Annotated in this window: 10 protein-coding genes; 5 read left to right on the top strand and 5 right to left on the bottom strand. The window is 64.9% G+C overall.

What is annotated here, in order from left to right; genetic code table 11:
- On the top strand, positions 1 to 656 hold a 656-nt coding region (locus KA184_19760; GenBank protein MBP8131820.1), incomplete at its 5' end, for a hypothetical protein.
- A gap of 168 nt (positions 657 to 824) precedes the next feature.
- Here KA184_19760 and KA184_19755 read toward each other — a convergent pair.
- From KA184_19755 to KA184_19745, 3 genes are all read right to left on the bottom strand, one after another.
- Positions 825 to 2,786: an SUMF1/EgtB/PvdO family nonheme iron enzyme gene (locus tag KA184_19755; GenBank protein MBP8131819.1), complete on the bottom strand. Its 1,962-nt coding sequence runs from the start codon at positions 2,784 to 2,786 to the stop codon at positions 825 to 827.
- Positions 2,787 to 2,829: 43 nt separating this feature from the next.
- Positions 2,830 to 3,180 (bottom strand): hypothetical protein, encoded by a 351-nt coding sequence (locus tag KA184_19750; protein MBP8131818.1) that lies wholly within the window; start codon positions 3,178 to 3,180, stop codon positions 2,830 to 2,832.
- 126 nt (positions 3,181 to 3,306) lie between these two features.
- Positions 3,307 to 4,602 carry a hypothetical protein gene (locus KA184_19745; protein MBP8131817.1) on the bottom strand — a complete coding sequence of 432 codons (1,296 nt, stop codon included), beginning with the start codon at positions 4,600 to 4,602 and terminating at the stop codon, positions 3,307 to 3,309.
- A 111-nt stretch (positions 4,603 to 4,713) separates the two neighbouring features.
- Between KA184_19745 and KA184_19740 the strand changes: the two genes are divergently transcribed.
- Positions 4,714 to 5,289, top strand: coding sequence for a nuclear transport factor 2 family protein (locus tag KA184_19740; protein MBP8131816.1), 576 nt, complete (start codon positions 4,714 to 4,716; stop codon positions 5,287 to 5,289).
- Positions 5,290 to 5,417: 128 nt separating this feature from the next.
- Here KA184_19740 and KA184_19735 read toward each other — a convergent pair whose 3' ends face one another.
- Positions 5,418 to 5,885 carry a hypothetical protein gene (locus KA184_19735; GenBank protein ID MBP8131815.1) on the bottom strand — a complete coding sequence of 156 codons (468 nt, stop codon included), beginning with the start codon at positions 5,883 to 5,885 and terminating at the stop codon, positions 5,418 to 5,420.
- Positions 5,886 to 6,167: 282 nt separating this feature from the next.
- Here KA184_19735 and KA184_19730 point away from each other — a divergent pair, with 282 nt between their 5' ends.
- The 3 genes from KA184_19730 to KA184_19720 are packed head-to-tail and all read left to right on the top strand — an operon-like array spanning position 6,168 to position 10,240.
- Positions 6,168 to 7,523: an MFS transporter gene (locus KA184_19730; GenBank protein MBP8131814.1), complete on the top strand. Its 1,356-nt coding sequence runs from the start codon at positions 6,168 to 6,170 to the stop codon at positions 7,521 to 7,523.
- A gap of 46 nt (positions 7,524 to 7,569) precedes the next feature.
- Complete coding sequence (locus KA184_19725; protein MBP8131813.1) at positions 7,570 to 8,706, top strand: DUF362 domain-containing protein; 1,137 nt, start codon at positions 7,570 to 7,572, stop codon at positions 8,704 to 8,706.
- Positions 8,707 to 8,761: 55 nt separating this feature from the next.
- On the top strand, positions 8,762 to 10,240 hold the full coding sequence (locus tag KA184_19720; GenBank protein ID MBP8131812.1) for an alpha-L-fucosidase: 1,479 nt from the start codon (positions 8,762 to 8,764) through the stop codon (positions 10,238 to 10,240).
- 383 nt (positions 10,241 to 10,623) lie between these two features.
- On the opposite strand, the gene KA184_19715 is transcribed toward KA184_19720, so the two are convergent.
- The coding region (locus KA184_19715) for a DUF1565 domain-containing protein (protein ID MBP8131811.1) at positions 10,624 to 13,796 on the bottom strand (3,173 nt) is incomplete at its 5' end.

The raw sequence follows: 13,796 nt of genomic DNA, 5'->3' as shown, positions 1-13,796 counted from the left end.
ATATCCGCAGTTTCCTGAAAACCGTCGAACAGCTCAAGGGCGTAACGGGCGCGGTCGAACTGCACCTGGTCCACTGGATGCCCGGCGGCGGGGAACGCGGCGTCATCTGCAGGGACGCGGCGGCCCTCTCCGCGGCGGGTCCGAAAGCGAAACCTGCGCCCCAGGGCACAACCGGCGAACCGCCCATCATGCAGCGCGACGGCGCGCTCCGGGTGGGCGAATATGTCGAAATCGAGGGCGGCGTGCCGTGCGGCGGTTATCTGCATCTCTTCAATTTCGGCACCAGCGGCACGTGCCTCAAGCTCGCCCCTTCCGCCGAATTTCCGGACAACGCCGTGCGCGCCGGCCAGGTGTTCCACATCCCCTCCGACCAATTCCTCGCCCGCGCCGCGCTGCCGGAATGGAGGGAAATGGGGCCCCTCACAGTCGAAACCGGGCACCGCGAGTACCTCTTCGCCGTCCTTACGGCCGACGATGTCGACCTCCAGCTCAAGGACCTTCACGCGAAACTTCAGGGCCGCGATTTGCTGTCGCGCAGCCCCTCGCGCGGGCCCAGCTTCCACGGCCAGGTCTCGCCCAACCGGCCGAAACTCTTCTGCCTCGACAAAGACCGTTGGGAATACGGCCTCGTCGCGGCCGACGTAGTGGCCGCATAACGCGGCCGCCCCGTAGCGGGAGTCACACCCCGTGGCATGGGCATCATCCCCGCGAAAGCGGGGACCATGCTCCTAAACCCCTGTCATGGACCCGCACGGGCGGGACGCCCGTGCCACGGAGTGTAAAGAGCAAAAGAGCACAGGGCAACAGGGCTACAGTACACAGGGTTACGGAGTCCGCAACAATCGCAACCCGGAGTCCGCGCTGCGGAGGCCCGGGGCGACGCCGTAGCGAGCCGCCGAACGGCAGAGTCCGGGAAGGTCGCCCCACGAGCCGCCACGCACCACCCGGTACTTGCCCGACGGCGGGCCTGAAGGGTCCGTCACGGAGCCGGACGGATAATCCCCATACCAGTCGGAGCACCATTCCCATACGTTCCCGTGCATGTCGTACAGACCCCAGTGGTTCGCCTTGAAACTCCCCACCGGCGACACATTCCAGTACCCATCGGCAAAGGGGAAACGGGGGGTCCACTGGCGGCCATTCGGCAGCTGCGTCTCGTCCGCGCCGTTCAGGCAGCCCCGGCCGTCCTCCATCCGGTCGCCCCACCAGAACTCCGTATCCGTCCCCGCGCGGCACGCATACTCCCACTGCGCCTCCGTCGGCAGCCGGTACGTCTCCCCCGTCTTCCGGCTCAGCCACTCGCAATACGCCACCGCATCTTTCCAACTCACCAGCACCACCGGCTGACGGTCCTCCAAGGCCCAGCCCGGATTCCGCCACGACGCGCCCTTCGTATCCTGCAATTCACCTTTTTCGAGGCCGTAAGTCCAGCCCGAGCCGCCTTTCTCGGCGTCCGTCTGGTAGCCCGCCGCGTCCGCGAAGGCCCGGAACTCCCCCACCGTCACCTCCTTCGTCGCCAGCCAGAATCCCCGCGTCAGCGTCACCGTATGCCGAGGGTGTTCGCGTTCGTGAAACCGCTTCCACTCCGCCTTGCCGCCGTACGTAGCGATGACCCGCTCCGGGCTCAGCTTCGAGCCCATCTCGAAGGTCCCCGGCGGTATCCACGCAAACTCGCCCCCCTCGAACACCCGCACCTCGCCCGGCTCCGGCTCCTGCGGCAGCGCCACGAGCGCGACTTCCAGCGACGCGTCGCCCTGCCCGTCGAACTGAATGCGCCGCCCCCAGGCCGCATAACCTTCTTGTTCCACGCGCACGGCGTGCTGGCCCGCATCGAGTGCCACGGCCGCCGGAGCAGCCCCCTGGAACTTGCCATCCACCCAGACCCGCGCGCCCGAAGGACGCGTCGTGATGTGCAGGCGCGGCGGCTCCAGCACCACCACCCGGCCCGAAACCGGGGCCGCCGGCTTGAATCGGCTGTCCGACTGCGCGCCCTCCGCAAGGACAATCCCGTCGCCGCCTTCGCAGTGGAAACCCGGCGCGTGTGCCTCAGCGCCTCCATAGCTCTTCATTTGCGCGAATACTTCTTTCAGAACGAGGTCATTGTCGATATGCACCCGGTCGCCCGCGCTGAGCCGGCGCCGGACCACCGCCTCGAACGAACAGGTGAAGAGTCCCCCCTTCAGCTTCTCCAGTTCACACGCCTGCTCGCCGTCGCGGCAGGAATAGACCGTCGCGCAGACGCCCTTGCCCTTGGTCTTGCGCGCCGCCACCGTGTCTTTCAGGTTTCGCTCGCCGTCCATCAGCCTCTTGGCCGGAGCCCCGTCCTTCATGCCCTGCGCCGGAACCTCAAGCACGCTTCTGCACGCGTCATAGACGAGAAGGCAGTCGAACGACCCTTCCGCCACGATGTTCTTCAGGAACGCATCCGTAACCGTACCGTTCGTGTCTTGCGACTCGAGCACCGTCCGTTCCGCCTGAGGACACAGCATCAGGTATTTGCCGCCCCGCTCGCGCTTGCCATGGCCGGAAAAATAGAATACGAACAGGTCGCCCGGACCCAGGGCCCGGCCCGGCTTGTTCCCTTTCACGGCGCGGATAACCGCTTGACGGACTGCATGGTCCGAGGGGTCCAGCAGCAATTCAATATCATCGAACGGGCTGGTCTCATCAATCCGCTGGAGCAGCGCGTGCATCCGGCTTGCGTCCTGCACCGCATACTTCAGCGGCATGAAGTCCCAGCCTTCGTGTCCGTTGACTCCCACGATGACTGCGCGGCGTTTTGGCACTGTTCCTACCCCTCAATCGCTTCCTGAGACCCCGCGGTTTCCGTCACGGCAGCAGCATCGCCTTGGCGCGCAGCGCGCCGATGGCGCGGCGCATGGCGCTGACGGCGTCGCGCGCGGAGCGGACGTCGTAGAAGGCCTCGGACACGCGGGCGTCTTCCACGCTGATGCCGTAGGCCTGAAACACGTCCCCGATACTGTAGATGATGCCGGACGCCTCGGACAGCAGCGATTCGAACCGCGCATCGTCGGCGCGGTCGTCGTCCGAAACAAACATGGAACGTATGCCGCCCTGCGGCATGTTGCCCACGCTGGGATTGTGCGAAGCGAGCCGTTCCGCCTCGCGCGTGAGGATTTCGAGCCTGCCGATCATCAGCATCACGCGGTCCGAACCCATGTGCGCCGCCCTCCTTCTGTGCGCCCGCGGGGACCAGACGAACCTGCTACCGAAACAGCCCCCGCCTCCCCCGGCACAGGATCGCGCCCCCGCCCATTCATCATAGCAGGAGACGCGCGTTGCAGGTCAATCTGCCGCATCCCGCCGCTTCTTGCGGCCCATGCCGGACCGGCAACGCAGCATGCCGAAAAGAAGCAGACTCCCGCCGAGGTATACGCCGTAAGCGCTGAGGAGGAACGTGTTGGCGAAGCGCCACTCGGCCGGGATGCTGACGAGCACTCCGGCGGCGATGATGAACGCCTGGAAACCGGCAATGGCGCGCGCAGACAGGCGATACGGGCCGTGTGCGGTTTCCGGCGTTTCGTTGCGGCGGCGCCAGAGCCATGCGGCGATGACGGGAATCACGCTGAGAAACAGCAGCACGCCGTACCCGGCCGCTGAAGTATCCACTTTGTGGAGTTCGCACCATCCGTCGTATGCGCCCTGGACCACGTTGATCGACGCGAACCACAGGAAAATACCGGAGCGGAAGAACGCGCGCGCGGCGGGGCCCGGCGCCGGGGGCGGCGTATCCGCCGGCCGGTTGAACAGCCAGAACGCCAGCCCGAGCGAAAGGCCGCCGCCCAGGCCGATGGTCATCTCCCAGTTCTTCCACCAGTCGATCGGAAACGCGGAATCGTGCATCGTCTGCCAATACCCGCCGGCGGTGAAGGGGACCGCGAAGCCGAGCGCCACGGTCAGGATCATGGCCGCGGCGCGGCGGTCGCCGCGCGCGATTTCGTAGGCGAGGAAACCCAGGACCATGCCCACGTGCGGCGCTATGTTGCGCACGGAGTCCAGCGCGCGGATACACGTCTTGTTCTCCGGCACGGCGTAAATGCCCTCCGCGTAGTACGGCAGGAACCACTGCGGGAACAGCCGCACAATTGCGCAGGCCGCCGCCGCGCCGACCGCGCCCGAGGCGATGCGCAACGCCCAGTCCGTGCCGCGCAGGGGCCGCCGCGGCGCACACCACGCCAGGAAGCAGCCCGTGTTGCCGCCCCAGTGCAGGCCACACAGGAACAGCATCGCGTAGCCGGTCCAGGCGGGCACATCGCGGAGCCCTTCCGGATAGTTCAGGTGAAACCGCCCATTCAGCCACGAAATGTACACGCCGTAGCCCGTAAGCCCCCCGAAGGCAATGCCCAGGGTAATCGCGAGCAGCACCCAGGGCCGGTTGTAGGGCCGTCGCGCGGCGCCGTCTCCGTATTGAGAGAAGAGATACCAGAGCAGCGCCCAGCCGAACCCCGCCAGCATGCCGCCGGTCTCGCCGCCGTAGCCGGTGGTCCCGCGAATGGCCCAGTAAAAGGCGCCCATCAGGCCCATGACCAGCATCGCAATCGCGTAGTCGGGACCCGCCCAGGAACGTGTTGAGGAACGCATTCTGGTCTCCCGGAATTGGGTGAATCCTGGACGCGGCGTGTCCGGTCCAATGCGCCGAAGGTTACAGGAACCTTCGAACAAGACGCAAAAATCAACGGAGGTAAAGGAAGCATGGCAAAGCGTCGGTTGGCCGGATTCGCATTGGTGCTAGCGGCGGGATGTCTGGGGTGTTACCTGATGGTGTGCGGCGGCGCGGCCAAAGCCGATTCCGCGGACGCAGACGGGGTCGAAGCCAAACTGCATGCACTCGTGGACCAGCTCACGCCGGAGCAGCAGGCGGCGCTGTATTTGTTGCTGTCTCAGTTGACCGCGCAATCGGGCCAGGCTGCTGCGGCGGCGGACCAGGACCCGCTTGAAGTCGCCAAGACTCAAGTCGCGGGCTTCGTCGAGGCCGCGCAGAAGGGCGACATCGATGGGATGATGAAGAACATCTCGGAAGACTTCGAGCATTATCAGCTGGGCGACAAGGAAGGGCTCCGCGATTTCCTCGACAATGCCGCCAGCATGGGTTTCCTGGACGGCCTCGAAATCAATTTTGACGACACCGAGGTGGAGAAGGACGGCGACACGATCATTCTCTATCCCGTGGAAGTCGAAGGTGCTTTCGGCAGCGCGGTCTTCGAGTTCGAAGCAAAGCAAGAGAACGGCGTGTGGATGATTGTGGGGCTAGACGCCAGCGGCATCTGAACGGGGCATGAGTCACCGCGTAATGCAATCGTGAATTGCGCGCCCTGACGAAGACGAACCCACAGGCAGGGGCGAGGGCATCCTCGCCCCTGTGTTTTTGACTTCGGCGAGGAAAACACGCCCAGTCGTCAGGGCTTCTCCTCCTTTGCTTCGTCCAGGAATCTTGCCTGTGTGCAGTCCTCGCAGAGATACCCCTCGGCACCGAACGAATAGCCGTCTGTCCCCAGGCTGATGACGGCGTTACACCGCGCGCAATGGGTCGGCTGGTATGCCGGCGGATTCTCGAGAACCTCAAAGTTGAATTCGTTGGTGCCGTACCACACGTACATCTCCGTTTTGAACGATTTCCGGCACTTCTTGCAGGTCTTCCAATCGCCCTTGTGGCCTTCTATGAAATGATGGGCGCAAAGCGTGTAGCGCGAGTGGTTCCGGTGGCAACTGTTGAGCGCATATGAGAACATCACGTATTTGTGCTCGTCGTCGCAAATCCAATGCCCGCAACAGTCCGTCTTCGTGAGGTTCTTCGTCTTTCCGCACAGGCCGCAGCGCGGCTTGCCCGTATTCCTCTCCGGCTTGGCTTCTTTCTTCTTGGTCACGGCGCTTTCCTTTCCCTGCCCGCGCTGGATACCCGCGGCAGCAAACACACGTGTTCACCATTCATAACGCTCTCCTGTGACGGACTGAAACGCGTTCCGCTTCGCGGCGCACAAGAGCAGCGTCATGGGCAGGCCCTCCCCGTTTGGGTTCAATGCCCGCCTCGCGCGGAGACCGTGATAGCAGAAGCGGCGGTGCGGACGCCAGCGGCCGGCTTGCATTGCGGGCGTTAAAACGCGGACTATGTCGCGCAAGACACCGGGCCCGGGTGGAGGACCAGCATCATGTCTTTGGATTATCTGCGGCGGGCGTTTGCGCCCGCGCCGCATATTCCGCGACTGCCGGACGGCGAGGTGCGGCGGGCGTATCCGCGGTTTCGATGGCAGATCATGGAATCCACGTTCCTCGGCTACGCCGCGTTCTACCTCGTGCGCAACAACCTGTCGGTGGTCGCGAAGGACATCGAAGGGGCGCTGCACTACGACCATTCGCAGATTGGCAATATCCTCGCCGCGACGGCCATCAGCTACGGTCTGGGCAAGTTCATCATGGGCGCGTTGTCCGACCGGAGCAACCCGCGCATCTTCATGGCGTGCGGGCTGCTGCTGACGGCGCTGTGCAATTTCGCGTTCGGCGCGATGGCGAGCTATCCGTTGCACATGACGCTCTGGGCGCTCAACGGGTTCGTGCAGGGCATGGGCTGGCCGCCGTGCGGGCGCTCGATGGGCCACTGGTTCAGCGAACGGGAGCGCGGCCTGACCTTCAGCATCTGGAACACGGCGCACAACGTCGGCGGCGGCATCGCAGGCTATCTGGCGGGCTGGTCCGCATCCCGCTTTGGCGGCTGGGAATATGCGTTCTATGTGCCGGGCGCGCTGTGCCTGCTGGGCGTGGCGTACCTGCTTGTGCGGCTGCGCGACACACCGCAGTCCGTCGGTCTGCCGCCCATCGAGGAGTACAACCAGGACTACCCGGAATTTCACGGCCAGCGCGGCGAACCGGAACGCGAACTGACTTTCAAGGAATTGCTTTTCGACTACGTGCTGGTCAACAAGTACGTTTGGCTGCTCGCCTTCGCGAACTTCTTCGCCTACATCACGCGCTACAGCATGCTGGACTGGGGGCCCATGTACCTGCGCGAAATGAAGGAAGCCACGGTCACCGGCGGCGGCCTGGCCCAGACCGCGCTCGAGTTCGGCGGCATCCCGTCAACCATTCTGCTCGGCTGGCTTTCCGACAAGATGGGCGGCCGGCGCGGCATGATCGCCGTGCTGTGCCTCGTGCCGATCCTCGGCGCGTTCACCGCGATCCTGTTCATTCCCGCGGGTTTTCTCTGGCTGGACATGCTCATGCTTGTATCGATCGGGCTGTTCATCTACCCGGTGATCAATTTCATCGTTATCATTGCCCTCGACCTGACCGGCAAGAAGGCCATCGGCACCGCGGCCGGCTTTATCGGTCTGTTCGGCTACATCGGCCGCACCGTGCAGGCGACGGGCTTCGGGAAACTGCTCGACGTATTGCAGGCGTCGCACGGCAAGGAGACCGCCTGGGCCGCCGTCATCGCGGCGATCCTCGCGTCCACCGTGGCGGCGATCGCGCTGCTGGCGGTGACGTGGCGGCTCAAGCCCCGGGCATGAGAGGATATTTCGTGCGTTCTCAACCAGGTGAACGGGAGCCGGCGCCGTGAGTATCGTGGCATTGGTGGCCTGCAAGGATTACGACGAGAGCCGTGTCGCGGCGGCGATTGACGAAGGCCTGTCGCTGCTGGGCGGGGTCGAGCGGTTCGTGCGCCCCGGCGAGCGGTTGCTCCTGAAACCAAACCTGCTCGCGGGCGCGGCGCCGGAAAAGGCGGTCACGACGCATCCGGCGGTGTTCAAGGCCGTGGCGCGCCGCTTTGCCGCGTGTGGCGCGCAGCTGTCCTACGGCGATTCCCCGGGTTTCGGCCGGCCGGAGAGCGCTGCGCGGCGCGCGGGCCTGGTGAGTGTTGCGGAAGCGACCGGCGTGGCGCTGGCGGATTTCATGTCGTCAAAGACGGTTTCCTTTCCGGAAGGCCACTTGATCAAGCAGTTCACCATCGCGCAGGGCGTCTTGAGCGCGGACGGCGTCATTTCGCTGCCCAAACTCAAGACGCACGCGCTGACCCGGATCACGGGAGCGGTGAAAAACCAGTTCGGCTGCATCCCGGGCTTCCTGAAGGGCGAATTCCACGCGCGCCTGCCGGAACTCGACCGTTTCGCGCGGATGCTCGCCGATGTGACCCGTTTTGTGAAGCCGCGCCTCTATGTCATGGACGCCGTCCTCGCCATGGAAGGCAATGGCCCCCGCAACGGAACGCCCGTGCCGCTGGGCGCACTGTTGCTTTCCGACGACCCGGTCGCCATCGACGCCGCCGCTGCGCAAATGGTCGATCTCGACCCCGCACTGGTCCCGACGGTCCGCCAGGGCGTCGAGACCGGGCTTGGCGCCTGCGCGGACACGGAGGTCGCGGGCGCGCCGCTCGATTCGTTCATCCAGCGCGGCTTTCAGGTGGACCGCAGGCGTGAAGGCGCGAAGGGCGCGCTGCCGCGGCTGCTGGCCCGCGTGATGCGGGAGACCATCGTGCCGCGGCCCGTCATCAACACGGCCGTGTGCAGCCGTTGCGGCACGTGCGTGCAGGTCTGCCCCGTATCGCCCAAGGCGGTCGATTTCCGCGGCGGGAAGGACACGCCGCCCTCGCACGATTACCACATCTGTATCCGCTGTTACTGCTGTCAAGAGTATTGTCCCGACGGCGCAATCACGGTCAGCACGCCGTTGCTGGGCCGGCTGGTGCATCGCTGAGGCCGGCCGGCCGCGGGAGGCGGCGGGCCGCTGCGGCAAAAGGGAGTGTGAACACATGGTTTCCCTGCTATCGAGGTGCGCGATCATGAGTGCGTTGATCTTCGCGGCGACGGGGTCCGCGCCGGGCGCGGAGCCGCCCGCGCCCTATGGGCCCGTTCCGAGCGGGCGGCAACTTGCGTGGCACGAACTGGAGTTTTACGGGTTCGTGCATTTCACCGTGAACACGTTCACGGACAAGGAATGGGGCTACGGCGACGAATCGCCCGGCGTTTTCAACCCGACGGATTTCGACGCGGACCAGATTGTCTCTGTCGCGAGCGAGGGGGGCATGAAAGGCCTCATTCTTACGTGCAAGCACCACGACGGTTTTTGTCTCTGGCCTTCGAAATACACAACGCATACCGTGGCCCAGAGCGGCTGGCGCGGCGGCAAGGGCGACATCGTGCGCGATCTTTCCGCCGCGTGTCAGCGGCACGGGTTGAAATTCGGCGTCTATCTCTCGCCCTGGGACCGCAACCACCCGGAATACGGCGGCCCGGGTTACCTTGAATACTACCGCAGCCAATTGCGGGAACTGCTCACGGAATACGGCCCCATCTTCGAGGTCTGGTTCGACGGCGCGAACGGCGGCGACGGCTATTACGGCGGCGCGCGCGAAAAACGCACGATAGACCCGGCCACGTACTACGGCTGGGACGCCACCTGGCGGATCGTGCGCGAACTGCAGCCCGGCGCGGTCATGTTCAGCGACGTGGGGCCCGATATCCGCTGGGTCGGCAACGAGTCCGGTTTCGCGGGAGACCCGTGCTGGGCCACGTACACGCCGCATGGGCGCGACGGCGCGGCCCCGTGCCCGGGCCGCACGGAATATAAGGAGGGCGAGAACGGCCATCGCGACGGACAATTCTGGCTGCCCGCGGAGGTTGACGTCTCGATACGCCCCGGCTGGTTCTATCACCCGAAGGAAGACGGGAAGGTGCGCAGCGCGGCAAACCTGCTGGAACTGTATTATGCGTCAGTGGGCCGCGGCGCGTCGTTCCTGCTCAATCTGCCGCCTGACCGGCGCGGCCGCATTCACGAAAACGACGCCGCGGCGCTACGCGAGTTCCGCCGCATCCTCGACGCCACCTTCAGCGTGGACTTCGCGCGCGGCGCGCAAGCAGACGCAAGCAACACGCGCGGGGGCGACCCGGCCTTCGCGGCAGGCAACGTGAACGACGGTAATCGCGCAACCTACTGGTGCACCGACGACGCCGTGTTGAATCCGGAACTTGTTTTGGACCTCGGCGGCGAAGCAACGTTCAATGTCGTCAGCCTGCGCGAATATCTCGCATTGGGCCAGCGCGTCGACGATTGGGCCCTCGACCGCTGGGACGGCGCGGCGTGGCTCGAATTCGCGAAGGGTACGGCCATCGGCAATCGCCGGATCTGGCGCGGCGAGCCCGTGACCACGGCAAGAGTGCGGCTGCGCATCCCGAAGGCGGCGGCGTGCCCCGCCATTACCGAATTCGCGCTGCACCAATCGCCGGAGTAGTCCCGCAAGACGGCAAGACCAAGAACCCTGAATACGCAATGTGCGCCGTATTCAGGGAAAAGCAGTGACTTCCATGCGCAGGCTCCGGACGAGCCGTTGCCCTTGGCGGACGGCCTCGCGGACATGGCCCACCGTCTGATGGCCACGCATGGTGTCATCGCACCGGTCGTATGCGCACGCCGGGATGTGCCCCCGAGCACCATCCCGTCTTCTATACGGAAGACTTCACCCCCGCGCGCTTCGCGGGATGTCTTGTTGCCGCATACGTTGCATTTGTTCGTCATTTCCCGAACAGAAGACGCGCAGACCCTGCGCCGGGCTGGAATACGCCGACGCGAGAACATCCAAAACCGGTTCGAATGCCTGGACTGACCTTTAGGTTGTCACGGTGAGCCGTTTCGGCGCAGACGCCGCACACGCCACGCAAGCAGCCCCGCGACCAGCACGAAGACGGCGGCGTCGCCCCACAGGTTCTCCGCCATTGCCGTCCCCTGCGCGCCGCAGCCAAAGATGCGTATGAGCTTGTTGGTCGTGCCGGTGCCGAATACGGTGCGCGTCGCGCCGCCGCCGCCGGTGAACGTCACGGTCCCGAGATAATCGCGTTCTTCAGTGGGCGAGAAGCGCACTACCACGTCCACGCTCACGCCGGGGCCGAGGCTGTACGCGCCGCCGCTGACGATGCTGAACGGCGGTTGCGTCGCGGCAGCGCCATTCAAAACGCCCGACCCGATGTTCTTGACCGTGAAGGTCTTCGTCGCGGACCGGCCCATCATGACTTGGCCAAACTGCGCCTGCGCGGGCACCACGGCGATGACGGCCAAGTCTTCACCGGCTTCCAGGAACGGCGCCAGGATCGACAACGCGGCAAGGTCCGCTTCGATGCGTCCGCCGCTGATTTGGGGATTCCGCACGGCGTTCGTGGTCCAGTCTCCGCCGGAAACGCGCAACTCGATGCCGGTGGCGGGCGCATCCACCACGTTGCTGGGATGGGTATGCAGTTCCACGCCGATGCCGGAAGGCGGCTGCGCGCCCTCGATGATCACATGAATAGGATTCGCCGCTAGGCGCGCGTTCGCGATTTCCTGGAACGTTACGCCGTCGTTATCGCTCACGAGCAGGCTGATATCCGCGAATTGGGCGCCCGGCGCGAGCCCGCCCGCCGGCTGCCGCGCAACGTTCGCCGCCTGCTGTGCGCCGATCAGCGTCACAAGGTCGGTGGCCGTCGTCACCAGCAGTACCGCCAACTCCCCTTCCTCGAGCAGGTCGCCCGGCGCCACCACCGTAATCCGCTGCGACACATTCTCCGGGTTGGCAAGCGCCACGGCCACCGGCGCGCCCGGCCCGCGCCACATCACAGAGCCTACGCAGCGGTCATCGCCGGACTCAGCAATCTGCGTCACGTTGTAGAAACGGTCGCCCGCGACGGCCAGCATTTCAAACGGGTCGTCCGGATAGCCGTTGTTGTTCGCGTCGGCGCCGGCGGGCGCGTTCAGGAGCGTGAACGCCGCCTCCTCCGTCACCGTGGCCAAGCCGCCGCCCGCGCCGTTCGCTGTCGCGACGACGGTATGCCCGCCGCGCGCAAGCGTAGCGATATTGCCGATCGTCACCGGATACGGCGAACCTTGCGCGGCACCGGCAAACGCCCCGTCAAACGTGTACAGCACATTAAACGTGTCCTCCGGACAATTGGTCACTGCGGCCAGCGTGAATGGCAGCGTGACCACGCTTTGCGGCAGAAACACCGTCGAATTGTGGGCCGGACTGATCACCGTGACGGTTTGCAGTCCGCACTCGCCTTCACCCTCGCCTTCACCTTCACCTTCACCTTCACCTTCACCTTCACCTTCACCTTCACCTTCACCTTCACCTTCACCTTCACCTTCACCTTCACCTTCACCCTCACCCTCGCCTTCACCTTCACCCTCACCCTCGCCCTCACCGGACAATGTCATTTCATCCGCACCAATATCGTAGTCAGACCCGTCGCCCGTTGCCGCGCCCTGGCCATCGCCGTCGTAACCGCGATTATCGCCGTCGATATCGCGCGTGACATTGCCATAGGCATCGCCGCTCGTGTCGCCGCCCCGGTCCACGCACGGGGAGCCGGGCTGCAAATGGAAATTCCGAGCCGTGGGATTGACAAATTCCGGGTCCGCATCGATATTACCCGTACCAGCGTAGCCCCCCTGTACGTTGCAGTACGCGACGGTGGCCGTGACCGCCTCGCCGAAGATGGGCGCGCCGAGGTTCGCCCAGAGCACGCAGTTGGTGATCAGCGCGCCGGCTTCCAGATTGGCGATGCCGCCGCCAAAACTCGCCGTGTTCGCGTAGACCGTGCAATTGCTGATAGCGGCCTCCGCGCCGAAGTTGAAGACCGCGCCGCCAAATTCGCTCGCGAAATTCAGATTGAAAATGCAGTTGACGAACCGCGGAGCGCACCGTTCCGACACGTCGCCGCCCAGTACACCGAGGTTCAGGACAGCGCCACCGCTCTGTTCCGACTCGTTTCCGAAGAAGCGGCACAGCCGGATAAACGGCGACGCGGCGTTGTTGAAGACGGCGCCGCCGTAGTTGTCACTGAAATTCTCCAGAAACACGCAGTCCGCGATGACCGGGTCCGAATTCAGGTTCGCAATGGCGCCGCCGCCGGAGACCGCGTCTTCCGCCGAACCAGCCGAGCGCGCCGCCAGATTATCTTCGAACGTGCAGCCCGAAACCGCAACGCCGGCATCCTCATTGTTGAAAATGGCGCCGCCAAGTTCCGACCGGTTCCTGGAAAAAACGCAGTTGGTAATCTGAGCCGACGATTCGAGGTTGTGTATGGCCCCACCGCTCCGTTCCGCGCTGTTGTCCGTGAACGTGCAGTTCGTGACGGCGGGGTTTGCGCCGCCGAGATTGAACATTGCGCCGCCGAATTCGTCCGCCCTGTTGTCCGCAAACACGCAATTCGCGATGGTGGGCGAGACGCCATTGTTGAACAGGCCGCACCCGGAGACGCCCCGCCCGCCGGTAATCGTGAACCCATCCAGCCTGGCAAAACTGGTGCCAACTACAACCCGGCTCGCGGGCGCGCCGCCCGCGGCCTTCGACCCATCGATGACCGTGACATTGTTCACGTAGTCGCGTTCGTCCCGCTGCGTTTCCGCGCCGCTGAACCCGCCATATATCGAGACGCCGCCGCGCAACACGAGCGAACCTGTGCCATCGCGCACTTCGTCGTAGACGCCTGCAGCGACCCAGACTTCCTCAACGGCAAGAAGCCGCGCCCGGTCTATACCGTCCTGGATTTCGCGGAACGCGGTTGCCCACGTGAGTCCGTTGTGAACGGAGCCCCCACTGGCCTTGTTGACGTATCTGACATCACCGGGCTCGCCTTCGCCTTCGCCTTCGCCTTCGCCTTCGCCTTCGCCTTCACCCTCACCCTCACCCTCGCCCTCACCCTCGCCCTCACCCTCGCCCTCGCCTTCACCTTCGCCCTCGCCTTCACCTTCGCCCTCGCCCTCGCCCTCGCCTTCGCCTACGTTCTCGTCGCCGGTGTATTCGTCAAAGCCCATGT

The sequence above is a fragment of the Candidatus Hydrogenedentota bacterium genome (assembly GCA_018005585.1).
GTDB lineage: Bacteria > Hydrogenedentota > Hydrogenedentia > Hydrogenedentales > JAGMZX01 > JAGMZX01.
Note: the sequence above shows the minus strand (reverse complement) of the source record. Positions and strands in the feature narration are given on the sequence as shown.

What these genes read in the sequence shown, in the direction of transcription:
- KA184_19745 (MBP8131817.1), bottom strand. Translation starts at nt 4,602, where the DNA reads ATGCGTTCCTCAACACGTTCCTGGGCGGGTCCCGACTACGCGATTGCG.
- KA184_19720 (MBP8131812.1), top strand. Translation starts at nt 8,762, where the DNA reads ATGGTTTCCCTGCTATCGAGGTGCGCGATCATGAGTGCGTTGATCTTC.
- KA184_19730 (MBP8131814.1), top strand. Translation starts at nt 6,168, where the DNA reads ATGTCTTTGGATTATCTGCGGCGGGCGTTTGCGCCCGCGCCGCATATT.
- KA184_19750 (MBP8131818.1), bottom strand. Translation starts at nt 3,180, where the DNA reads ATGGGTTCGGACCGCGTGATGCTGATGATCGGCAGGCTCGAAATCCTC.
- KA184_19740 (MBP8131816.1), top strand. Translation starts at nt 4,714, where the DNA reads ATGGCAAAGCGTCGGTTGGCCGGATTCGCATTGGTGCTAGCGGCGGGA.